The organism is Vibrio owensii, assembly GCF_002021755.1.
In the GTDB taxonomy this organism is placed as follows: Bacteria; Pseudomonadota; Gammaproteobacteria; order Enterobacterales; family Vibrionaceae; genus Vibrio; species Vibrio owensii.
The window spans coordinates 2,625,756-2,649,175 of sequence record NZ_CP019959.1 but is presented as its reverse complement, the minus strand read 5'-3'; the positions used below and the strand labels follow the sequence as shown (position 1 = coordinate 2,649,175).

Genomic DNA, 23,420 nt, shown 5'->3' with positions numbered 1-23,420 from the left:
CGCCCATCAGACAGGTAGGCATAGTGAAGAGAGGTAAGTTTCGAATTGCCATCTTCTGCATGAGAACTCTCGCTACAATGGCCGCGGTTACTAAAGTTTGATGTATTAAAATTGTATCTATTTTTCCTGCCACCCTTTTGGGGTGGCATTTTTTTATCTTCAGATTGGCTTTAGAACCCACCCTACCGATACAAAAAAAGCCTCTTGGCGAGAGAGACCAAGAGACTTTGCTTTACGAGTAAGACTTATGCGTGATGTGTTGTCATCAAGCGTGGTTGAATCAGTAAGTTATTGATGTATTGCAAACCTACGTAAGTCACCACAATCGTTGCCACAATCAATTCGATGCCTGCCAGACCGCGAACTTGTTGTACATAGTGCGCTGCTAGACCATTTGCTTCCATCCAGTTTGCTGTTTTGAACAGAGCCGTTGCACCAATCACCATTGGGAAGGTAAACGCTGCGTAACCTGGGCTAAATGGCAGTCTTAGCAATTTAAAGAAGGCTAAGTAGATGATGGCTGTCATCAATACTGCGATACCAAACAACAGAGCAATAATCACTGGTGAAGGTGTTGCCGTTACGGTTAGGTAACCAGCCAATGATAGGCTTGCTGGTGCCGCCATGATTGCCATAGTTGGTTTTGCTGCATCTGGGATTTCATGAGTGAACATGAAACGGTAGATCATCATTGGCAACATCACCGCGTAAGCCACCATACCGAAGACCAACGCACCGTGTGCAATAGGTGCAAGCACTGGGTTACCAGAGAAAGACACGTCTGCAACGATAATACCCACAGGTGGTACGAACCAGCTTGGCACCATGTGGTGTAGTTCGAAGTCTTTCGCGCGGTGGTACAAGAAGCTCACTAGGAACACGATATGTAGAGCTACCGCCACTAACCAAAGCACGTCACCTGCAACAGGAAAAAAGTGCCCTAGAGAATTTGAAACCACCATGGTTCCCATCGCGAAAGTTGGAACGACACTACCCACCACAGGGTGCGCAAGATCTTGTCTCAACAAATGATTGTGAAAAAGAAATTTAGTCGCCAAGATTGCTAGCAGTACGCTTGCAATACCTGCGCTAATCCACTGTCCATAGCCATGTAATTCGGCGAAGTTTTCCCAACTCCAACCTAAGCTCGCAATACCAAGAGCCAGACCCGCCATTGGGGTTGGTGCTCCCATTACTTTTGCTTTTGTTCTTTGAATCATTACGACCTCAAAATCTAGGCTAACTTTCTATGGGGTGTATATTACTCTTGCACTTCGTTCCAATATATCTAATTATTTAAAACTAACGTTCAGATAAACTTAACGGAATATCATGCCTAGTCATATCTCTCTTAAACAACTGAAAGTTTTTACTACGATCACTCAGCACAAAACGCTAACTGCGGCTTCGGAAAGCCTGTTTCTTTCTAAGGCGGCCGTAAGCATGGCGCTGTCTGAGTTAGAGAAACAAATTGGTCATCACCTATTTGACCGGGTGAACAACCGCTTAATTCTCAACCAAGAAGGACAAAAACTTCTGCCCCTCGCGGATGAACTCCTCAACCGAGCTCGGGATATTGAGAGTGTGTTCGATGGCGACCAAACCTTATCAGGGCTGCTTCGCATCGGTGCCAGTGACACCATCGGCAACCAAGTTGCACCTTACCTGTTAAGTGATTTTCGTGATGAAACGAATCACCAGTCGCAGAGTTTGTTCATCTCTAACTCCGCCCAGATTTGTGACATGTTGATCGCGTACGAACTCGACATCGCGCTCATCGAGGGCAAGACCATACACCCAGAGTTAGAATCAACGCAATTCAGTGAAGACGAAATGTGTGTAATTTGTCCGCCGGATTACCCTAACTTCGATGAAGGGCCAATCAGCCTAAACGAACTCGAAGACACAGAATGGATTCTGCGTGAGGCGGGTTCTGGCTCTCGAGAGTTCTTTATGCGCGCCATCGCTCCGCGTCTAGAACACTGGCATGAGGCTTTTCAGCTCAATACAACAGAAGCGCTGATCAATTCGGTATCTGCTGGGCTGGGTTTAGGTTGTTTATCACGCCTATCTGCAGAACCTGCAATTCGAGATGGTCGTGTGAAAATGCTCAATATGCCACTGGATATGAAGCGTCGCTTCTGGCTTTTGATCCACAAAGAGAAGTATCAAAACCCGCTCCTGCGTACATTCATTGAATTCTGCCAAGATTGGGAGCGACCAGAGAACCCTCATCTTAAAGATGGCTAGTTCGAGATAACTCGTTCACGGGAGATAGTTCAAGGCAGATAGTTCAAATGCTGGTCACTTAGTTGTACACGGCTCTCATTCTGAGGCTTGTCGCTAGACTTAATTGGTCAAAAACTGTATAAAAAGCCAGTATAAAATTTAACAAATTAACTTAGAGGACCAACCATGGCTGTAATCGTCAAGTACGTGGTAGAACGCAATGGAGAAGAGAAAATGACTTTTACCTCTAAAGCGGAAGCTGACGCATACGACAAAATGCTGGATATGGCGGACGAGTTATTCTCACTGCTGGGTAAGAGTGAACTTCTAGAAGACGAAGGTAAGCAAGAAGATCTTGCAATGTACCTTGCTCAAAACAAAGAGGAAGTGCTTTACGCTCTGGGTGCAAAACGTAAACCTGCACCAAAAAAAGCAAAGAAGCTTGAAGCTGTTGAAGAAGATAGCGAGCAAGAAGACGCTGCATAAGCCTCTCATTTGTTTAGAAAAAACGTCGCATTATGCGGCGTTTTTTTATGCGTTGTATTTATCGCCATATATCTCTGAGAATATAAAGAACCGATTTAATATCCCAAATTGCTCTAAATTTCATGTTGCAGATTAGTGTGACTTAGATCTAATCTAAATGGGCACGGTGATGGGGTGCCACCGGAATCGAAAGATTCGAACCGCTTTCAAAGCTAATGACTCCTACAGAAACGAAAACAGGTCAGCCCTGTTGGAAATGCTTTCGCCTATATTGTGAAAGCAAGAGTTCTGTAGTGAGCAATTCAACTCTTCTCCAACCCCGATCCTGTTTTCTCAAAAAATAAAAATACACTGGGAAAACATTATGCAATATTCACACGAAATCCAATCAATGTGCCCGATTCAACGCGGCGATCTTCATGCATCTGCACCGATCCCTGTTGAAGGCGCAATGATCAATCCAAAAGACGTTATCGCGATTTCTGGTCTTAGCCACGGCGTTGGCGCTTGTGCTCCTCAACAAGGCGCAGCAAAACTGACTCTTAACGTCAAAAACGGCATCATCGAAGAAGCTTTGATCGAAACAATCGGCTGTTCAGGCATGACTCAATCAGCCGCGATGGCCGCAGAAATCCTAACTGGCAAAACCATTCTTGAAGCACTGAATACCGACTTGGTATGTGATGCTATCAACGTCGCGATGCGCGAAATCTTCCTTCAATTTGTTTACGGTCGTACTCAATCTGCTTTCTCTGAAGGCGGCTTGGAAATTGGTGCGGCACTGGAAGACCTTGGTCAAACTCAACGTAGCCAAGTGGGTACTAGTTACTCAACTAAAGCAAAAGGCGTGCGTTACATGGAGTTGGCTGAAGGCTACGTAACAAAACTCGCGCTAGACGAAAACAAAGAAGTGATTGGTTACCAATATCTCAACCTCGGCAAGATGATGAAAGCCATCAACGAAGGCGTATCTGCAGCAGAAGCCGCAGAAAAAGCAACGGGGACTTACGGTCGTTTTGACGAAGCCGTATCTACCATCAACCCACGCCAACAATAATTGCCACCAAGAGGAAAGAGATTATGAACACTCCAATTACTGAATCTGTACGTCGCACATTAGACGAAATGCAACTTTCTTCTCTGGAAGAGGCTTACCAATACTGTATGGATCGTGGTATCGACCCTAAAGCGCTGGTGATGGACACTCAACCTATCGCGTTTGAAAGCGCTGCCGATGCCTACACGCTAGGCACTGCTTTGGCGATTTTCCGCGGAGCAAAAACAGCAGAAGAAGCTGCAAACATCATCGGTGAAGGCCTTCAAGCCTGCACAAAACCAGGCAGCGTAGCAGAACAACGCCGAGTGGGTATCGGTCACGGTGCATTGGCGGCTCGTCTATTGAATGAAGAAAGTGGCTGTTTCGCTTTCCTTGCGGGCCATGAGTCATTCGCAGCGGCAGAAGGCGCAATCAAAATCGCATTGAACGTCAACAAATCACGCAAAAATCCGTTGAAAGTGATCCTGAACGGTTTGGGTAAAGACGCCGCTTACCTCATCTCACGCATCAATGGTTTCACTTACGTACGCACTCAATACAACTACCAGACTGGTGAGTTAGTGGAAGTAGAACGTCGCCGTTTCTCCCAAGGTCCACGTGGTGAGATCCTTTGCTACGGTGCTGATGATGTGCGTGAAGGCGTAGCAATCATGCATAAAGAACAAGTGGATGTGAGCATCACAGGTAACTCAACCAACCCGACTCGCTTCCAACACCCTGTAGCAGGTATCTACAAAGCGGAACGTAACCGTGAAGGCATGCCTTACTTCTCTGTGGCATCAGGTGGTGGTACTGGTCGTACTCTACACCCAGATAACGTGGCGGCGGGTCCTGCATCTTACGGCATGACCGACACAATGGGTCGCATGCACGCCGATGCACAATTCGCGGGCAGCTCTTCAGTACCTGCACACGTAGCGATGATGGGCTTCATCGGTATGGGCAACAATCCAATGGTAGGGGCAACGGTTGCACTTGCAGTAGAGGTCGGTGAGCTAAGCCTCTAAATCGATTTATCGCTTTACTATCCAAAGCCAGTAAATCCAACAAACCCAGTGTAGGGGGAGTGACTTCGGTCCTCCCCTTATTTTTTGCGATGCGCCCTTCTCCAACTTCACTGTGTCTCTGCCCAAAATCGGTCTTATAAGGCTTTTGCGACACATTTCTCATCAGACAAACATATCTCTAAAAAGACAAAAGGTATCCATCTACGGACTTTCTCCATTTCCCCTCTTTAAACTCCCCAATACTCTCTTTATGATGACTGACAACTTAATTATTTCTTGTCAGTGAACAGACGAGACACAAGACTCAACACATGGAGATCAACTATGGCTTTCTTCTCTCTAGCCTTTGGTACGGCAACTAAAAACCGCGACGGCAAAATCATCGAAGCGTTTTTCCCAAACCCAGTTCTTGACCCAAGCGAAGCGCTTGTTAACGCACTAGCAGCAGTAGCAGGTTACGAGCAAGGCAACCAAGCTATCGAGATCTCTGCAGCACAAAGCGCAGAACTGACAGCAGCATTTGAAGCAAACGGCGATGCGGCAAACGCATCTTTCGCAGCAAAAGCAGCAGAATCAGCACAACCACTTGTACTGGTTATCCTTGCAACTGACGAGCAGCCACAAAGCGTTGCTGAAGGTTTCCTAAAACTTCAACTTATCTCTAACCGCCTAGTTCAACCGCACGGCACGGTACTAGACGGCATCTTCGGTCTACTACACAACATCGCATGGACTAACGAAGGTCCAATCGACCTACCTGAACTAGCAGAGCGTCAAATCGAAGCTCGCCTAGCGGGTCGTGCACTAAGCGTAGATTGCGTAGACAAGTTCCCTAAAATGGTGGACTACGTGGTACCAACTGGCGTTCGTATCGCTGACACTTCTCGTGTACGCCTTGGCGCACATGTTGGCGAAGGCACAACGGTAATGCACGAAGGCTTCATCAACTTCAACGCAGGTACAACTGGCGTGAGCATGGTTGAAGGCCGTATCTCTGCTGGTGTAGTGGTTGGTAACGGCTCTGACATCGGCGGCGGCGCATCTATCATGGGTACGCTATCTGGCGGCGGCAAAGTGGTGGTTTCTATCGGTGAAAACTCGCTACTAGGCGCAAACGCAGGTCTTGGCTTCCCAATGGGTGACCGTTGTACTATCGAATCAGGCCTGTACGTAACTGCTGGTTCTAAAGTGCGCATGCTAGATTCTGCTGGCCAAGAAGTAGAAGTAGTGAAAGCACGCGATCTTGCTGGTGTTTCTGACCTACTGTTCCGTCGTAACTCTGTAACAGGTCAAATCGAGTGTCTTGCAAACAAGAGCGCGGTTGAACTGAACAGCGAACTGCATAAAAACAACTAATTCATTCGTGAATTAGCCCTACGAAAAACCCCCCAGCAGGAAACTGTTGGGGGATTTTTTATTGCCTGATAGATGGCACATTGTTACGACATGGCGTGTGACGTAATACTGAGCGTTTCAAACACTCAGTTTTTAGAACTTTACTTGTTCAGAAAGTTCACCGCTTTATCAGGGAAGTCAGTAAACAAACCGTCCACTTTCACCTGATTGTAGAAGATGTCCATCATGCCATCGAAGCTGTCGGTGTAAGCAGGAATACGTCCAGGGTCCGCTCGGAAAGTATAAGGGTGCACTTGCAAGCCTGCGTCTTTTGCTGCTTTCATCAAAGGTTTGATGATGATGTTATCCTTAGTTGATTTGTCATCCACCAACATTGGCTTCCAAGGACCGATCCCTTCCGCATATTCCGCGACCTTCTTCATACCATTGGCTTCAAACATCCAGTCATAACTGTATGGTGTTGCCTTGTCGCCTTTGTACTCCATAGTCTCGTTCCAGTCGGTGTGCGCCATGAGCTGAACGAGCTTTAAATCCATGTCCATTGCGGGCATGAGCTCACTGTTGATGCGTTGAAGCTCATTCGCATCAAAACACTGAAGGTATACTTTGTCGTCTTGCGAATGGTAACCGTACTGTTTTAAAACGTTAAGCACCGCTTTTGAGATGTCTTTGCCTTCATGACGATGAAACCACGGCGCTTTAATTTCTGGGTAAATACCGATGTCATAACCCAGCGTTTTGTTTAAGCCTTGGATCAGCTCAATCTCTTCGGCAAAAGTAGGTACGGTGAAGTCTGATTTCCACATTGGGAATCGTGTCGGATAACCAGCAACCTTGTTCCCTTTCTCGTCGATGTTAAAGCCTTCAGTGACTCGCAATGATTTGATTTCTGCCAACGTGAAATCAATCGCGTAGTAACGACCATCTTTACGAGCACGATCCGGGAATCGCTCAGCTACATCGGTCACGCGATCGAGGTAATGATCATGCAATACAACGAGTTGATCATCTTTGGTCATCACCACATCTTGTTCGATGTAGTCTGGTTTCATCGCGTACGCTAACGCTTTTGCTTCTAAAGTATGTTCTGGTAGATAACCCGATGCGCCACGGTGCGCGATAACAAGCGGTTGTGCAATTGCTCCAGCTGAGATGCTGAAAGCGAGAACCGTCATGCAAACTGACGTTGTTTTCATTGTTCTTTCCTTAGCTTATTGAAGGGGCAGTATTCCACCGCCCCTTTAATGTTTTATGACGCCAATGCTTCTTTCTCACGCGCTTTTTGTTCATGGTGAGCACGCTCGCCAAGAAATGCGTAAGTTAGACAAACGATAGAGGTAATACATGAACCGATTAGGATGATAAAGCCGCCATCCCAGCCGAAGTGGTCTACCGTGTAGCCAAGAATCGCGTTTGCCGCTACCGCACCGCCCAAGTAACCAAATAAGCCAGTTAGACCTGCAGCTGTACCCGCCGCTTTCTTAGGAGCAAGCTCTAGTGCATACAGACCAATCAACATTACCGGACCATAAATCAAGAAGCCGATTGCAACCAGTGCCATCATATCGACTGCTGGGTTACCTGCTGGGTTGAACCAGTAAACCAACACAGCTACGGTGACTAACGCCATAAATAGAATACCGGCAGGAGCACGACGACCTTTAAACAGTTTGTCTGAAATCCAACCACACAATAGCGTACCTGGGATACCCGCCCACTCGTATAGGAAGTAAGCCCAAGAAGATTTATCAACCGAGAAATCCTTCGCTTCTTTTAGGTATACCGGCGCCCAGTCCAACACACCGTAGCGGATCAGGTAAACAAACGCGTTCGCAATCGCGATTGACCACAACAACTTATTAGAAAAGACATACTTGAAGAAAATTTCCTTCGCCGTCATTTCTTTTTCGTGTGACTTGTCGTAATCGTCAGGGTAATCGTCTTTGTACTCTTCAATTGGCGGAAGACCACAAGACTGCGGTGTATCTCTTACCGTGAACCAAATAAAGACAGCTACGAGCGTGGCAAAAAATGCAGGTACATAGAAAGCGGTGCGCCAATCGTCGTTAAATGCCCAAAGACCAAGAATAAATAGTGGACCAATCAAACCACCACCAACGTTATGCGCCACGTTCCAAACCGATACGATCTCGCCACGTTCTTTGCGCGACCACCAGTGAACCATGGTTCGACCACAGGCAGGCCATCCCATACCTTGGAACCAGCCGTTTAGGAACAATAGAATAAACATCGCGGTAATGCTGCCCGTAGCCCAAGGCATAAAGCCGAAGCAGAACATCACAAGTGCAGACATTAATAGACCGCCACTTAAGAAGTAACGAGGGTTAGAGCGGTCAGAAACACTGCCCATTAAGAATTTTGATAAACCGTAGGCAATAGAAACGGCAGCTAAAGCAACACCTAGGTCACCACGGCTAAATCCTTGTTCAATAAGGTAAGGCATCGCCAAGCTAAAGTTTTTACGAACTAGGTAGTAGCCGGCATAGCCGACAAAGATACCGATGAAGAGTTGCCAGCGTAAGCGGGAATAAGTGCCATCGATCTTATCGGACGATAAACGATCGATGTGCGCCTTAGGTTTGAATATTCCAAACATAGGAACCTCATTAATATTGTGAGCGATGGTAGGGAGTATTAAATCGCGAACGAGCAAAAAGGAGTTTCGTTCGAAAGTAGTTGCATTCTATGAGATTCGATTTTTATTTCTGTGACAAATGTTGCATAAGGATTAAATTTCAGTAAATACAGAAAATTAGAGATATTTAGTTAGACTATGCTTCCACTTTCCCCAGATTTCGTTACTGTTCGATTTTGTCTTAATAAGAAATAAATGCCTACCACCTGTAAAGATTGAAGTTAAAACGCGCAGAGAACAAAACAAAAATAGGAATTTACCGAAACATATGCGATTTATAGCTGTGTTTTCCTTCTTAACGACCCGATTCAATATAGGCTCCCCTTCTAGATAGTTAAGCAGCATTAAAACTAAAACCACTCCCAGAACCAATAAGCAACAAAACGAACACAAAACACGCTATGTTTAGTTTCTTTTTCGCTCCAAAAGATGCGCCATTTAACAAAAATAGGCGTGTAAATTAACAATTTCATGTTCAAACGCTCAATTTTACAGCGCGTTTATTTTCGAATGCTCTCATGTATGCACAATTGCACGTGCTAGATAAACAAGTAACTAAAGGATTATTAACATGACAGCAAACAAATCCCCCTCTTTGCTCGGAGAATGTTTAGCCGAGTTCATCGGAACAGGACTGCTTATCTTCTTTGGTGTGGGCTGTGTTGCAGCACTCGTGCTAACAGGAGCAACATTCGGACAATGGGAAATTAGTATTGTCTGGGGCTTCGGCGTTGCCATCGCAATTTACTGTACTGCGGGCGTATCCGGTGCACACATCAATCCAGCCGTCACCATTGCACTTGCTATGTTTCATGGATTTGATAAGGCGAAAGTTGTGCCTTACATCATTGCTCAAATGCTCGGCGCGTTTTGCTCTGCGGCTTTGGTTTACAGCTTGTACAGTAATCTATTTACTGATTACGAAATCGCACACAACTTCGTTCGTAGCAGCCAGGACGCATTAGCGACGGCGGGCATTTTCTCGACTTACCCACATGCTTCTCTCTCTTTCTTTGGCGCTTTTGCTGTGGAATTCGTGATTACTGCGGTGCTAATGTTCGCTATCTTAGCCCTCGGTGATGAGAACAACGGCGCACCTCGCGGCGCAATGAACCCTCTACTGATCGGTATTCTCATTGCAGTTATTGGTGGATCTCTTGGTCCACTTACAGGGTTTGCAATGAACCCTGCACGTGACTTTGGGCCTAAACTGTTCGCCTACTTCGCAGGTTGGGATTACGCCTTGAGCGGTGCTCGCGATATTCCTTACTTTATCGTCCCTATGTTCGCCCCAATTGCAGGTGCATGTTTCGGAGCTTGGTTATACCCAAAAGCCATTGCTGTTCACCTACCATCTCAAGGCCATGGATGCACAATTCCTAACCAATGCGAAACCGAAGAAGAAGCCGAACAGGCTCGTGCTTAACTCCAGAAAAACAAACAACTCGTACAAATCTAATAACGAAATAAAAGGACTCTTACCATGACTGAGCAAAAATACATCGTTGCCCTCGACCAAGGTACGACAAGCTCTCGCGCTGTAATCCTCGACCATGATGCGAATATTGTGAGTGTCGCTCAACGAGAATTCACTCAGATTTACCCAGAGGCAGGATGGGTTGAGCATGACCCAATGGAAATCTGGGCAACACAAAGTTCAACTTTGGTTGAAGCGCTAGCAAAGTCTGGTATCCGAAGTGACGAACTAGCAGCTATTGGTATTACTAACCAACGTGAAACTACGATTGTATGGAACAAAGAGACTGGCAAACCGGTTTACAACGCAATCGTGTGGCAATGTCGCCGTACTGCCGATATTTGTGAAGAATTAAAAGCGCGCGGACTAGAAGATTACGTTCGCGACAACACTGGCTTGGTTCTAGACCCTTATTTCTCTGGTACAAAAGTGAAGTGGATTCTAGATAACGTTGAAGGTGCGCGCGAAGAGGCTGAAGCAGGCAAACTACTGTTCGGTACCGTTGATACTTGGCTGGTTTGGAAGATGACTCAAGGTCGCGTCCACGTAACGGATTACACTAACGCATCTCGTACCATGCTTTTCAACATCAATGACCTATGCTGGGATCTGAAAATGCTGGATGAGATGGGCATCCCAGCTTCGATGATGCCAGAAGTCAAACGCTCATCAGAAATTTACGGTCAAACCAACATTGGTGGTAAAGGCGGCACTCGTATCCCAATTGCAGGTATTGCTGGTGATCAACAAGCAGCACTTTACGGACAAATGTGTGTAGAAGCAGGTCAAGCGAAAAACACCTACGGCACGGGTTGTTTCTTGCTGATGAACACGGGTGAAGAGAAAGTCACCTCAAAGAACGGCCTACTGACTACTCTTGCGTGTGGCCCTAAAGGTGAACCGGCATATGCGCTAGAAGGTGCAGTATTTATGGGCGGCGCATCAATTCAATGGCTACGTGATGAAATGAAGATCTTGGCTGGCGCTGAAGATTCAGAGTATTTTGCAACTAAAGTTGATTCTTCAAATGGTGTCTATGTCGTGCCGGCATTTACGGGCCTGGGCGCACCATATTGGGATGCTTACGCTCGCGGTACAATTGTCGGTCTAACTCGTGGCGTGAATGCAAACCATATTATCCGCGCAACGTTAGAAGGTATCGCTTACCAAACTCGTGACGTTCTAGATGCAATGCAAGCTGACTCTGGTATCAAGCTCGCGAACCTTCGGGTAGATGGCGGCGCAGTCGCAAATAACTTCCTAATGCAGTTCCAATCTGACGTGCTTGATACCGAAGTGCACCGCCCACAAGTGACTGAAGTAACGGCGTTGGGTGCTGCTTATCTAGCGGGCTTAGCCGTTGGTTTTTGGGAAAGTATTGACGAGTTGCAAGACAAAGCAGTGCTTGATCGCACTTTCGAACCACATCACGACGAAGAAAAGCGCAATCGCCGTTACAAAGGCTGGAAGCGTGCTGTTAAGTGTGCACAAACCTGGTCGGAGCTTCACGACGAAGAAGACTAATTTTCTACTATCGTTTGACGTTTCTTGACGAACGACTCCCCCTAATAATAAAGAGCGCGAATTCAGCGCTCTTTTTTTTGCGCCTGATCGCGTAATCCTTACTCCCTTTACTTCTCAGTTCGCGCTAATTCGAGCACAATAGAGTGAGTTTATATTTTCGATTTTGAAGCATTGGCTATTACCAGTGCACATGGGAGTGCTAAGTGAAGCAAATACCAAGGCACCAACAGATCGTCGAGTTGGTGAAGAAACAAGGCTATGTCAGCACGGATGAGCTGGTCGAGAAATTCAATGTAAGTCCTCAAACTATTCGTCGCGATCTCAACGACCTAGCAGATGAAAACAAAATACGCCGATATCATGGTGGCGCAACGATTCCGCTTAGTTCAGAGAATACGTCATATAACACGCGTAAAGCGCTTAACTTCAATGAGAAAGACGTGATTGCCGAAGAAGTGGTAAAACACATTCCTGATGGTGCGACCTTGTTCATTGATATTGGTACCACCCCTGAAGCTGTTGCCCGAGCATTAAACAAAAGCCATAAGCAATTACGCGTGGTGACCAACAACATCAATGTTGCAACTATTCTCTTACCTAATCCAGAAATCAAAGTGATTTTAGCTGGTGGTGAAGTCCGCAACCGTGACGGTGGTATTGTGGGCGAAGCAACTTTGGACTTTGTGAAACAATTTCGTCTCGACTTTGGCATTCTCGGTATCAGTGGTATCGATTTTGATGGCTCACTGTTAGATTTCGACTACCACGAAGTTCGCGTTAAGCAAGCTATCATCGACAATAGCCGAAGTGTGTTTCTCGCCGTCGACCATACTAAGTTTGGCCGAAATGCAATGGTGAAACTTGGTAATATTTCGCAATTAAATATGGTGTTTACCAACAAGCTGCCACCAGAAGAAATCCTGTCGATATTGAAAGAAGCCGCGATCCCGCTTGAAGTGGTTGATACGACGATCGAAAGAAACGAAACCGAATAGCAACACACTGTCAAATTTCTTCGTAACAAATGACCTCTATCTTAATTACATAGAGGTTTTTTTATGCCCAAATCACACAAAACGCTCACAAACGAAAATAATAGATGATCATAAACGAAACCTAAGCTACGATTATTTCATGTTCTAAAATGCTCGTTCGCTCATCGAGAGGTCAAATTTATGAGTATCCAACAAAATGCTTCCAAAACTAATCCACTCCCTACTCTAGACATGATCGTGATTGGTGGCGGCATTAACGGGGCTGGCATTGCAGCAGATGCTGCCGGCCGTGGTTTAAGCGTCGGTTTGTACGAAGCTAACGACTTCGCATCTGCTACTTCTTCTGCTAGTTCTAAACTTATCCATGGTGGATTACGTTACCTTGAACACTATGAGTTTCGTTTGGTTTCGGAAGCGCTCGCTGAACGTGAAGTGATCTTACGTAAAGCGCCTCATGTCGCTCTACCAATGCGCTTCCGTTTACCACACCGCCCATTTTTACGCCCGGCGTGGATGATCCGCTGCGGTCTGTTCCTTTACGATAACTTGGGTAAACGAACCACTCTTCCAGGCAGCAAAACCGTCAACCTAGCAAAATCAGGTCTACTAAAATCTGAAATAAAAACCGGTTTCGAATACTCCGATTGTTGGGTGGATGACGCGCGCTTAGTGTTGTTGAACGTTCTAGCGGCTAAAGAGAATAACGCAGAAGTTCGCAACTACTGCCGCGTAGAGAAAGCACACCGTGAAGGTGGCATTTGGCATGTCACTATTCATGACGTCACCACAGACCAACGTTTCGAACGCAAGGCAAAAGCTTTAGTTAACGCTGCTGGTCCATGGGTGAAACAGTTCTTTGATGAAGGATTAGAGCAAACCTCCCCTCGCAACATTCGTTTGATCAAAGGCTCGCACATCGTTGTTCCTCGTATCCACAACGAGCCACAAGCCTACATCCTACAAAACAAAGATAACCGCATTGTATTTATGATCCCTTACCTAGATAAGTTCTCGATCATTGGTACAACAGACGTGGAATACAAAGGCGATCCGCGTGAAGTCGCGATTTCCGAAGATGAAGTCGATTACTTGATCGATATCGTTAACCAACACTTTGTCCACCAGCTAAGCCGCGAAGACGTGGTGTGGACATACAGTGGTGTACGTCCGTTATGTGATGATGAGTCTGACTCACCGCAAGCGATCACACGTGACTACACACTAGAACTGGACGCTGAATACGACCACGCACCTTTACTTTCAGTGTTCGGTGGCAAGCTCACGACTTACCGTAAGCTTGGTGAAGCAGCAATGAAGAAACTTGCCCCGTTCCTACCTGAAATGGGTAAAGACTGGACGGCAAACCAAACCCTTCCTGGCGGTAACTTCAGTTGCAGCCGTGAGCAATTGGCGAAGATGGTTCATGCGAAGTACTCATGGGCATCAGAAGCGATGTTGCTGCGCTACGTGACTCAGTTTGGAACACAAACTTGGGATCTGATGGAAGGCACTAACAGCGTAGAAGATCTTGGTCATTGCTTCTCAGAGCAAGCAAATGGCGTATATCAACGTGAAATTGATTACTTGATGAATCACGAAATGGCGATAAATGAGGAAGACATTCTGTGGCGTCGTACTAAGCTTGGTCTTTACATGAACCAAGAAGAACAGCAAGCACTCACCGATTACTTAAAAGAAAAGTTGCAACAGAAAGTCGTGAACCTTTCGCAAGTTAGCTAACAACTTGTAACCATCACTAAAGGCATGAAAATCCCCCATCAGGAAACTGTTGGGGGATTTTAATTAGTGCAAGATTTCAAGAGCTTGGATAGTAACTATCACAGATAAAAATAGTCGGGGCGGGCGCCCCGACTAATGAGCTGACTTACCGACCAGAGGGCCAACTCAAAATCAGTCACGAATAGAATGATTCGCCATGTGCTCCAACGCTTTGATCATCGCAGAGTGATCCCAGTTTGAACCGTCTAACGATGCGCAAGTATTGAATAGCTCCTGCGCTGTTGCAGTGTTTGGTAGATTGATATTCAGTGCTCGTGCACCTTCCAACGCAAGGTTTAAATCCTTTTGGTGAAGTGATATACGGAAACCAGGATCGAACGTACCGTTAATCATGCGTTCGCCGTGCACTTCAAGAATTTTAGAGGATGCGAAACCGCCCATTAAAGCCTGACGAATTTTCGCCGGATTTGCACCCGCTTTAGAAGCAAAAACAAGCGCTTCTGAAACCGCTTCAATGTTCAAAGCGACAATGATTTGGTTCGCGACTTTACAGGTTTGACCATCACCGTTTCCACCAACTAATGTGATGTTTTGCCCCATGATCTCGAACAAAGGTTTCGCGCGTTCAAAAATCTCATCACGGCCACCAACCATGATTGATAGCGTGCCGTTAATCGCACCGACTTCGCCGCCAGATACTGGTGCATCGAGATAAAATGCGCCTAGTTCTTCTACTTTTTTAGCGAACTCTTTCGTCGCGATAGGTGAAATTGAACTCATGTCGATCACAACTTTGTCTTTCGCAAGGCCATGAGCAATACCAATTTCACTAAATAGTACGTCGTTAACTTGTGGTGTATCTGGCACCATCACGATAATGAACTCACACGCTTCAGCGACTGCAGCCGGGGTTGGCGCTGCAAAACCATTGTCACCCAATAGATCTGACGGAGCTGCTTCAAAGTGCTCAGAGAAGTACAAGGTATGACCTGCATTTTGCAGATTCTTCGCCATTGGTTTGCCCATGATACCTGTACCGATAAAACCGATATTCGCCATTTTTCTATCTCCGATTCTCAATTCTTTACGCTATTAAATTAGGTTGTATTCTTTTAGCCAGCCTAGGCCCGCTTCTGTTGTTGTTGCTGGCACATATTCGCAGCCAATCCAGCCTTGATAGCCAATATCGTCAATGTGCTTAAGTAGGAATGGATAATTGATTTCACCAGTCCCAGGTTCATGACGCCCTGGGTTATCCGCAAGCTGAATATGCGCAATGGTTGACTGGTTATCTTTCAGTGTACGAGCCAGATTGCCTTCCATAATTTGCATGTGGTAAATGTCGTATTGGTAACCTAAGTTGGCTTCACCCACTTCCGCCACAACGCGCAGTGCTTTTTCTGTGCTGTTTATAAAGAAGCCCGGCATGTCTTGTGTATTAATGGCTTCCATAATCAAACTAATGCCTTCCGCTTTGAGCTTTTCAGACGCGAACTTCAAATTCTCAACCACAGTCTGAAATGCTTCTTCTTCAGAAACATGCGAAGGTTTAATCCCTACAAGACAATTCACTTGTTGGCAATTCAATGCTTTGGCATAACGAATTGCTTTATCCACACCTTTACGGAATTCTTCTACACGGTCAGGGTGGCAAGCAATACCGCGCTCCCCTTTGGCCCAGTCACCAGCAGGTAGATTGAATAACACTTGAGTTAAACCAAACTGGTACAACTCAGCCGCAATTTCTTGAGCGTCATAATCGTATGGGAAGAGATATTCAACACCACGGAAACCCGCTTTGGATGCCGCTTCAAAACGGTCCATAAAATCGTATTCCGTGAACAACATAGAAAGGTTGGCAGCTAGTTTAGGCATAAGTCACTCCAAGAATATTTGTTGATGCCCTCCCCCACTTAAAGGCGTGGAGGAGAGTGAGTTAGCTATTAATCCAAATCGATGGTTTCTTCAAACTCGACCACTTTGTCGATGTCTGGACCCATTGCGATATTGGTCACGCGCTCCGTAATCACTTCCACAACAACTGGAACTTGGAACTCTTTGAGCCACGCTTGAGCTTTGCGCAGTGCTGGTTGAATATCTTCTGGGTTGAACACACGAATCGCTTTACAGCCAAGACCTTCTACTACTGACACATGGTCAACGCCGTAGCCATTTACTTCTGGAGCATTAATGTTTTCAAAATCCAGTTGCACACAGTGGTCAATCTCGAAAGCACGTTGAGACTGGCGGATTAAGCCTAGGTAAGCGTTGTTGATTAGTACGTGAATGTAAGGCAGTTTGAATTGTGCACCGACCGCCAATTCTTCCATCAAGAATTGGAAATCGTAGTCACCGGAAACACCAACAACCGGTGTTGTAGGATCGGCCTTCACTACACCAAGTGCTGCAGGCATTGTCCAACCTAGAGGGCCTGCTTGGCATGAGTTAATCCAATGACGAGGACGGTGGACATGTAAGAACTGGTTCGCTGCAATTTGCGCGTTACCAATGGTTGCGACATAACGCGTTTCTGGGCCGAATACCTCATTCATTTCTTGGTAGACACGTTGAGGCTTAATTGGGTTATTGTCGAAATCGGTACGACGCAACATAGTGCGTTTACGTTCCTGGCACTCACCTAGCCATGCTGAACGATCTTTTAGTTCGCCACGTGCTTGCATCTCTTGAGCAACTTCTACAAACACTTTAAGCGCCTCACCTGCATCAGAGACAATGCCAAGATCTGGGCCAAAGATACGACCAATTTGTGTTGGTTCGATATCTACGTGAATAAATTGACGACCTTTAGTGTAAGTTTCAATTGCACCTGTGTGGCGGTTTGCCCAACGGTTACCAATACCAAATACAAAGTCAGACTCTAGGTAAGAAGCGTTACCGTAACGATGGCCTGCTTGACACCCCATACGACCAATCATCAGTTCATGATCGTCAGAGATAGCCCCCCAACCACGCAGTGTTTGGATAACTGGAACACCTGTAATTTCAGCAAACTGCTGTAGTAGTGCCGACGCACCAGCGTTAATGATGCCGCCACCAGCAACCAAAATAGGTTTGTCCGCTGCATTCAGCATTTGCAGTGCGCGCTCTGCTTGAGCTCGACTTGCTTTTGGTTTGTGTGGCTCTAATGGCTCATACAAATCGATATCGAACTCGATCTCCGCCATTTGAACGTCCATTGGTAAGTCAATATGGACAGGGCCAGGACGGCCCGAACGCATTTCGTAAAATGCTTTTTGGAAAGTACCAGGAACTTGGCCAGCTTCGCGAATGGTCACCGACATTTTAGTCACAGGCTTCGCAATCGCTTCAATATCGACTCCTTGGAAGTCTTCTTTATGAAGCTTCGCTGTTGGTACCTGACCAGTAATGGTAAGAATCGGCGTTGAATCTGCTGACGCAGAATACAGACCGGTGATCATATCTGTACCAGCAGGGCCAGATGTACCGATACACACGCCGATGTTGCCATCTTTAGCACGAGTGTAACCTTCAGCCATATGCGACGCGCCTTCTACGTGACGAGCCAGAACATGCTCGATGCCGCCCAGTTTTTTCAATGCCGCATATAGAGGGTTGATAGCTGCGCCAGGAACACCGAATGCGACCTTAACCCCTTCTTTTTTCATGATCAAAACAGCCGCTTCGATCGCTCTCATCTTAGCCATAGTACTTCTCCAAAAACATCGCACCTTATCGGTGACGAACAGAATCATGTGTTGTTGGGGGAGATTATTTGGCAAAAAAAACAGCCCAGCAAAGAATCAAAAATGCTTCAAAATGAAACCTATCAATCAAACAATTTCGTTCCGAAATGAAACGCAAATAATTAAAAGTCTGCCTTTTTTTGAAAGAGACGTGATTTAAACCATCAAATGATAGCTGTGAAGATAAGAAGTCTATGTGGAGTCAAAAAGACACGTTCACAAGCGGTGAAAAAATCGCCAAGCACATATCAAAGAGATAACTTATTTATAGGGTCAAGATAAACACGGAAGAAGAGGGAAATCCCCTCTATTTATAGGCATCAATTTAGGCTGGGTAAGTTTGACCCATCGGAGATATTCATCAGGCAAATCATTGATGTGTTTTACAAAATCTAACCGTTAATAATTCTTACAATTTAGACAGTTTGTGTGAGATGTAAGTCGCTTTTCTCAAGCCCTTATCTAATAAGAAACTGACCTAAGTCATAGGAGTGTTTCATATTGAATCGGTGAAAAAATCGCCGTGAATGTCATCACACTCTAACGTTTATACGCAATATATCATTGTGCACCATATTACTGATAAGTCTCACAGGAAGAGCACCGCCGTTCCCCTTCCCAAAGTGACTTTCCTACATCCAATAACTGAAACTGACCTCTCCGTCTGGAGCAAATATGCTGTCGATAGAAGACAATAAGAAAAAGTGGGAATTCTTCCAAAAGCACCATTGGGTTTCACCTGAGTTTTCACTTTCCCCTGTGCTTGAGTCATGGGAGCGCTGCACAAAACAATGCAGCCCATATAACTGGTCCAAACCTCATATTGCGTCGGGGTATACCCTGTCGTCTTTAATGAAGCGTAACGAACGCATCATCAGCTGCGCCACTACTGTTATCGAAGATACCTACGATTTACTTAGAGAAGAACAAATCATGTTGTTCATAACTGATGATAACGGATGTGTGCTCTACAGTGTTGGGCATGATGACATGCTGAGAGAAATGAATGAACTCGGCATCAAGATGGGTTGTTTTTTCTCAGAAGGTAAAATAGGCACCAACGCGGTAAGTCTGTGTATTGATACTCACATGCCTTGCGAAGTTTTTGCTGCTGAGCACTTCAATCGCCACCTACACAACTACGCTTCCTCTGCAGCACCTATCTTTGATACTTTTGGTCGACTACGCGGAACAGTGTGCTTGGTTAAAAGAGCGGAAGAATATAGTAAAGAAAACCTGGTGATCATAACCTCATGTGCCAAAGAGGTAGGATTACAGATTCATATTCAATGCGAGCAAGAAACCATGAACCGCTTAAGCTGTGCGCACAACGCAACGTTAGAGTGTATGGATGATGGAATCCTCGCATGGAACGATGAAAACCGCATTACCATGGTAAATGGTCAAGCTGAGCGCTTACTGAACGTCAATAGCCTCAAATTGATAGAGAAAGACGTGTTCTCAATTATGCGTTTTCCACCCAATATTTTGTCTAACATTGAAGCGCATAACATTATTCGTCGTAAGCAGACTACGATCGAAGTAAACGGTGAGTTTATTGAAGCAATTGTGACATTACGTCCGTTAAGTGATGGCTCCAACCTTTTGTTCATCCACCCTATAGATAAAATTCGCGAACTGGCTCAACAACAAATCGGCGGAAGTGCTCGCTACACGTTTGATACATTGCCAGCCGTATCGCGCAAGATGAAACACATCATTACTGTTGCGAAACGCGCAACAAAATCCAAAGCACCTATTCTAATCACAGGTGAAGAAGGCGTCGGTAAAACTGACCTTGCGATGGCGATTCACAATGAAAGTGAGTACAAAGAAGGCCCGTTTATCACCCTAAACTGCCGCTCAGTGAACAGCGAGCAAATGATTCGTGAAACTCTTGGTTACGATGAGGGACAAGGCATGCCTTCTAAGTTTGAGTTGGCACATAACGGCACCCTCTATCTAGAAAAAATTGAATATCTTTGTCCAGACTTACAAGCCGTAATCTTAAAGTTGCTGAAGACAGGCTTAGTCAGTAGAAGTGATAGCCAACGTTTGATTCCAGTGAAATTTCAACTGATCACCAGTACCTCCTCAGACATCAGTGAGTATGTTGCACAACGCTCCTTTGGACGTCAGTTGTACTACGAAATTTCTTCGAATGAGTTACACATCCCACCTCTTCGTAAACGCAAAGAGGACATCGAATATATGATCCAGAAAATCATCAACAACTATGAGAAACGCCACAATGTCGCCATTTCAGTAGAAAAGGTGGTGATGGATGCTTTAATGAACTTCAACTGGCAAGGGAACAATTCGGAGCTACGAAACCGCATGGAACGCGTTCTTCTCAACCGAAGTTCAAACCTAATTAAACTCGACGACATCCCTGAGGAGATCAAACTCAACCTAAACGCTGGCAATGACCCAGAAAACCAACCAATCTTGTCACTGGAAGAGGTTGAGAAGAAAGCCATCATTCAGGCATGGAACATTTATGATGGAAAGATGAAGGAAATGGCTAAAGCCCTTAAAATAGGCCGCACCACCCTATGGCGTAAAATCAATAAGTTTGGTTTAGCCGACCAGATTGAACTGACATAAACACTCGAATTTCCCTTATTCAAAAACAGTCCTTTAGGGCTGTTTTTTATTTGCTCTTTTACCGAGACCATTGACTGATTGAATCGACCTCAAACAAGAAAAGCCCTTTGAGCATCGCTACTCAGAGGGCTTTGGATTGCCAACTGCCTTTTTGGGGGAAAGGGTGAATTAGGCTTTGATGGCGAGATCAATCTTGCGAACTTGCTCTTTCAAAGCAGGTAGCAAGCTTGCACTGGCGCTGAACTTTCTCAAGCCGAGCTTGAGCAGCAGCTCTGTTGCTTTAGTATCGCCCGCCATTTCTCCGCACATACTCACAGAGATACCAGCTTTATTACCTGCTGAACAAGTTAACTCAATCGCTTTAATGACTGCAGGTTCGAAGTAGTTCACTAGCTCAGCAACGGCCGTGTTCCCACGATCGGCAGCCATCACGTATTGCGTTAGATCGTTAGTTCCTATTGAGAAGAAATCGACTTCTTTCGCCAATGCATCTGCATTGAAGACTGCGGCAGGCACCTCAATCATAATGCCGATAGGTAACGCGAGGTTGTCGATACCTAAGCTCTTCGCTTCACGCTCAACTAGCGCTTTGACACGACGAACTTCTTCCACCATCGCGATCATAGGGATCATTAACTGGATGTTGCTTTGCTCTTGATGAGCTCGTAAGACCGCTCGGATTTGAGTAGTAAATAACTCTTCGTGAGCTAGACACAGACGTACACCGCGTAGTCCCAAGAATGGGTTTTCTTCCTCGGGCATAGGGTAAGCCGCAAGTGGTTTATCACCACCGACATCCAAACTGCGAATCGTTAATGGTTTGTCGCCAAATGCTGCCGCAATATCACGGTAAACCTCATACTGCTCATCTTCCGTCGGCAATTCATCGCTGGTTTGGAATAAAAACTCTGTACGGAACAAACCAACGCCTTCCGCGCCATTTCGAAGTGCTGATTCGACATCTTCTGGGCCACCAATGTTCGCAATCACCTGCACAGCCGTACCATCAGCTGTAATGGCTTTTTCTTGAGCACTGTTTAATGCCGCTTGTTGAGCATCTAGCCACTCGGTACGTCTTTGAGCTAATTCTGCTTGAACATCTTCTGATGGTTCTAACCACAGTAAGCCGCTAAATCCATCTACAGTGATAGTTTGACCGACTTTTACTTGGTCTAAACACCCCTGTGCTTTAACAATCGCAGGAATGCCCATCGCTCTTGCTAGGATTGCACTGTGAGACGTTTTACCACCTTCACTCAAGCAAATAGCCATCACTTTAGACTTATCCAAACCTGCGACATCCGAAGGCATTAAGTCGCGAGCGAGCAGAATGCTCGGCTCATTGATTTGCATCGCGGTTTGTTTCGCGCCGGTCACACTAATCATGACCTGACGAGCAATATCGTAAACATCCGCTTCGCGCTCACGCATATATTCACTGTCGGCATTACGGTAGTCTTCAGCCAAAGCGTTAATGGTGTTCATCCACGCCTCTTCAGCAATAAATCCGGATTCAATGCGCGTAACAGTGGCTTGCCACAACTCTGGATCGGATAACATCATCAAGTGAGCTTGGAAAATATCTCCATGAGGTTGTTTCGCTTGTGCCGCTAAGTGTTGCTTCACAGCGTCGACGGCAGTTTGAAGACGACTAATTTCTGATGCGAACGATTCAAAAGGACGATCTGGTACGGCTGGCATCTCATGAGCAAATAAGATTGCAGGTGCCGTTACGATGCCACCATTCACGCTTAAACCAACAATCGCCCCAGTAATCTCTTGGTCGATAATGATAGCTTCTTCTGGCTCTTCAGAAACAGCACCATTCACAATATCGGCTTCACCAAAGTGTTGATGCGCAAGTAGCGTAAAGGCATCAACAGCGGCTTGAGCATCGTTACCACAAGCGGAAAAAATGATGCAGTCTTCAAGGCGAATACCCAGCTTAGCAATGTTATTTAGGCTCTTTGCACTAGCTCGTTGCTCACCTTTTTGCAGCCACATATCACAACTAAATGCAGCTAGTTGACCAACAATCGCCGCCGCAGGACGAGCATGAATACCGTGTGGGTTCTTTACTGTCCATTGGAATTGAAGCTCATCACCTGTCGCCTCTGCTAAGACCTCGACTTGATTGGTTTGCTCAAGCTCTTCACCTAAGTGTTCACGTTTTACATCTAATGCACTGCGCGCTTCTGCTACAACGGTTTCAATCGGCAAGCCCGCAGCCGCTGCAACGGATGCTGCCATCGTGCCTTCCACGATAGGAGCCGCAACCAGAGCCACTTTTTCACGCGTCTCGTCATCGAGTAATTCCAGTGCCATTTCAGTACTTAGTAATGCACTGCCTAAGTCCATCAGCACCACAACGCCCTGCTCGTCACAAACTTCTTCTATCGCCCCCATAACTGCGATAGCGTCTGTACCGATTGAGTTTTCTGGATCGTCCACACCTGCGGCGATCGCTAAGTTAACCTTGCCTTGCGTCATTTGGGTGGCCAATTCGGCCACCCCTTCTGCGAGACGTCGGCTGTGAGATACAACTACAATCCCGACCATGC

17 protein-coding genes and 1 riboswitch are annotated in these 23,420 nt (G+C 45.9%); of the genes, 10 read left to right on the top strand and 7 right to left on the bottom strand.

All coding sequences use genetic code 11. From position 1 onward, the window contains the following. Positions 1–245: 245 nt before the first annotated feature. Positions 246–1,220: a TDT family transporter gene (locus tag A9237_RS12150; RefSeq protein WP_038866047.1), complete on the bottom strand. Its 975-nt coding sequence runs from the start codon at positions 1,218–1,220 to the stop codon at positions 246–248. Between the two features lie 112 nt (positions 1,221–1,332). Between A9237_RS12150 and A9237_RS12145 the strand changes: the two genes are divergently transcribed. From A9237_RS12145 to dapD, 5 genes are all read left to right on the top strand, one after another. Then, positions 1,333–2,250 (top strand): LysR family transcriptional regulator, encoded by a 918-nt coding sequence (locus A9237_RS12145; protein ID WP_005427361.1) that lies wholly within the window; start codon positions 1,333–1,335, stop codon positions 2,248–2,250. Between the two features lie 165 nt (positions 2,251–2,415). Further along, complete coding sequence (locus A9237_RS12140; protein WP_005386503.1) at positions 2,416–2,715, top strand: YebG family protein; 300 nt, start codon at positions 2,416–2,418, stop codon at positions 2,713–2,715. Positions 2,716–2,871: 156 nt separating this feature from the next. Further along, a riboswitch (Fluoride riboswitch) is annotated at positions 2,872–2,947 on the top strand. A 132-nt stretch (positions 2,948–3,079) separates the two neighbouring features. Further along, entirely contained in the window at positions 3,080–3,772 is a 693-nt protein-coding gene (locus A9237_RS12135) for an iron-sulfur cluster assembly scaffold protein (protein ID WP_038866042.1), read from the top strand. A 23-nt stretch (positions 3,773–3,795) separates the two neighbouring features. Further along, positions 3,796–4,779, top strand: a complete 984-nt coding sequence (locus A9237_RS12130) for a GGGtGRT protein (RefSeq protein ID WP_009707468.1) — start codon at positions 3,796–3,798, stop codon at positions 4,777–4,779. 324 nt (positions 4,780–5,103) lie between these two features. After that, positions 5,104–6,135: a 2,3,4,5-tetrahydropyridine-2,6-dicarboxylate N-succinyltransferase gene (gene dapD / locus A9237_RS12125; RefSeq protein WP_078608270.1), complete on the top strand. Its 1,032-nt coding sequence runs from the start codon at positions 5,104–5,106 to the stop codon at positions 6,133–6,135. A 140-nt stretch (positions 6,136–6,275) separates the two neighbouring features. Here the strand turns inward: dapD and glpQ are convergent, their stop codons facing one another. Continuing rightward, positions 6,276–7,331: a glycerophosphodiester phosphodiesterase gene (gene glpQ / locus A9237_RS12120; RefSeq protein ID WP_078608269.1), complete on the bottom strand. Its 1,056-nt coding sequence runs from the start codon at positions 7,329–7,331 to the stop codon at positions 6,276–6,278. A gap of 53 nt (positions 7,332–7,384) precedes the next feature. Beyond that, positions 7,385–8,752 carry a glycerol-3-phosphate transporter gene (gene glpT / locus A9237_RS12115; RefSeq protein WP_009707471.1) on the bottom strand — a complete coding sequence of 456 codons (1,368 nt, stop codon included), beginning with the start codon at positions 8,750–8,752 and terminating at the stop codon, positions 7,385–7,387. 610 nt (positions 8,753–9,362) lie between these two features. On the opposite strand from glpT, the gene A9237_RS12110 reads away from it, so the two are divergent. From A9237_RS12110 to glpD, 4 genes are all read left to right on the top strand, one after another. Continuing rightward, positions 9,363–10,217 carry an MIP/aquaporin family protein gene (locus A9237_RS12110; protein WP_038866027.1) on the top strand — a complete coding sequence of 285 codons (855 nt, stop codon included), beginning with the start codon at positions 9,363–9,365 and terminating at the stop codon, positions 10,215–10,217. A gap of 57 nt (positions 10,218–10,274) precedes the next feature. After that, on the top strand, positions 10,275–11,792 hold the full coding sequence (gene glpK / locus A9237_RS12105) for a glycerol kinase GlpK (protein WP_078608268.1): 1,518 nt from the start codon (positions 10,275–10,277) through the stop codon (positions 11,790–11,792). A 203-nt stretch (positions 11,793–11,995) separates the two neighbouring features. Further along, positions 11,996–12,787, top strand: a complete 792-nt coding sequence (locus tag A9237_RS12100; protein ID WP_038894194.1) for a DeoR/GlpR family transcriptional regulator — start codon at positions 11,996–11,998, stop codon at positions 12,785–12,787. A gap of 180 nt (positions 12,788–12,967) precedes the next feature. Further along, on the top strand, positions 12,968–14,527 hold the full coding sequence (glpD, locus tag A9237_RS12095; protein ID WP_078608267.1) for a glycerol-3-phosphate dehydrogenase: 1,560 nt from the start codon (positions 12,968–12,970) through the stop codon (positions 14,525–14,527). 171 nt (positions 14,528–14,698) lie between these two features. On the opposite strand, the gene glxR is transcribed toward glpD, so the two are convergent. The 3 genes from glxR to gcl all read right to left on the bottom strand — a co-directional run bounded on the left by glxR (position 14,699) and on the right by gcl (position 18,213). Further along, positions 14,699–15,586: a 2-hydroxy-3-oxopropionate reductase gene (gene glxR / locus A9237_RS12090; RefSeq protein WP_038866018.1), complete on the bottom strand. Its 888-nt coding sequence runs from the start codon at positions 15,584–15,586 to the stop codon at positions 14,699–14,701. 33 nt (positions 15,587–15,619) lie between these two features. Next, on the bottom strand, positions 15,620–16,402 hold the full coding sequence (hyi, locus tag A9237_RS12085; RefSeq protein WP_038866016.1) for a hydroxypyruvate isomerase: 783 nt from the start codon (positions 16,400–16,402) through the stop codon (positions 15,620–15,622). 68 nt (positions 16,403–16,470) lie between these two features. Then, positions 16,471–18,213 (bottom strand): glyoxylate carboligase, encoded by a 1,743-nt coding sequence (gene gcl / locus A9237_RS12080; protein WP_078608266.1) that lies wholly within the window; start codon positions 18,211–18,213, stop codon positions 16,471–16,473. Between the two features lie 714 nt (positions 18,214–18,927). On the opposite strand from gcl, the gene dhaR reads away from it, so the two are divergent. Continuing rightward, on the top strand, positions 18,928–20,859 hold the full coding sequence (dhaR, locus tag A9237_RS12075) for a dihydroxyacetone kinase operon transcriptional regulator DhaR (RefSeq protein ID WP_038866011.1): 1,932 nt from the start codon (positions 18,928–18,930) through the stop codon (positions 20,857–20,859). Positions 20,860–21,027: 168 nt separating this feature from the next. Here dhaR and ptsP read toward each other — a convergent pair whose 3' ends face one another. Then, positions 21,028–23,418 (bottom strand): phosphoenolpyruvate--protein phosphotransferase, encoded by a 2,391-nt coding sequence (ptsP, locus tag A9237_RS12070; protein ID WP_078608265.1) that lies wholly within the window; start codon positions 23,416–23,418, stop codon positions 21,028–21,030. Positions 23,419–23,420 lie beyond the last annotated feature (2 nt).

What these genes read in the sequence shown, in the direction of transcription:
- glpQ (WP_078608269.1), bottom strand. Translation starts at nt 7,331, where the DNA reads ATGAAAACAACGTCAGTTTGCATGACGGTTCTCGCTTTCAGCATCTCA.
- A9237_RS12110 (WP_038866027.1), top strand. Translation starts at nt 9,363, where the DNA reads ATGACAGCAAACAAATCCCCCTCTTTGCTCGGAGAATGTTTAGCCGAG.
- hyi (WP_038866016.1), bottom strand. Translation starts at nt 16,402, where the DNA reads ATGCCTAAACTAGCTGCCAACCTTTCTATGTTGTTCACGGAATACGAT.
- glpD (WP_078608267.1), top strand. Translation starts at nt 12,968, where the DNA reads ATGAGTATCCAACAAAATGCTTCCAAAACTAATCCACTCCCTACTCTA.
- A9237_RS12130 (WP_009707468.1), top strand. Translation starts at nt 3,796, where the DNA reads ATGAACACTCCAATTACTGAATCTGTACGTCGCACATTAGACGAAATG.
- A9237_RS12150 (WP_038866047.1), bottom strand. Translation starts at nt 1,220, where the DNA reads ATGATTCAAAGAACAAAAGCAAAAGTAATGGGAGCACCAACCCCAATG.
- gcl (WP_078608266.1), bottom strand. Translation starts at nt 18,213, where the DNA reads ATGGCTAAGATGAGAGCGATCGAAGCGGCTGTTTTGATCATGAAAAAA.
- dapD (WP_078608270.1), top strand. Translation starts at nt 5,104, where the DNA reads ATGGCTTTCTTCTCTCTAGCCTTTGGTACGGCAACTAAAAACCGCGAC.
- glpK (WP_078608268.1), top strand. Translation starts at nt 10,275, where the DNA reads ATGACTGAGCAAAAATACATCGTTGCCCTCGACCAAGGTACGACAAGC.
- A9237_RS12145 (WP_005427361.1), top strand. Translation starts at nt 1,333, where the DNA reads ATGCCTAGTCATATCTCTCTTAAACAACTGAAAGTTTTTACTACGATC.
- A9237_RS12140 (WP_005386503.1), top strand. Translation starts at nt 2,416, where the DNA reads ATGGCTGTAATCGTCAAGTACGTGGTAGAACGCAATGGAGAAGAGAAA.
- ptsP (WP_078608265.1), bottom strand. Translation starts at nt 23,418, where the DNA reads ATGGTCGGGATTGTAGTTGTATCTCACAGCCGACGTCTCGCAGAAGGG.
- A9237_RS12135 (WP_038866042.1), top strand. Translation starts at nt 3,080, where the DNA reads ATGCAATATTCACACGAAATCCAATCAATGTGCCCGATTCAACGCGGC.
- dhaR (WP_038866011.1), top strand. Translation starts at nt 18,928, where the DNA reads ATGCTGTCGATAGAAGACAATAAGAAAAAGTGGGAATTCTTCCAAAAG.
- glpT (WP_009707471.1), bottom strand. Translation starts at nt 8,752, where the DNA reads ATGTTTGGAATATTCAAACCTAAGGCGCACATCGATCGTTTATCGTCC.
- glxR (WP_038866018.1), bottom strand. Translation starts at nt 15,586, where the DNA reads ATGGCGAATATCGGTTTTATCGGTACAGGTATCATGGGCAAACCAATG.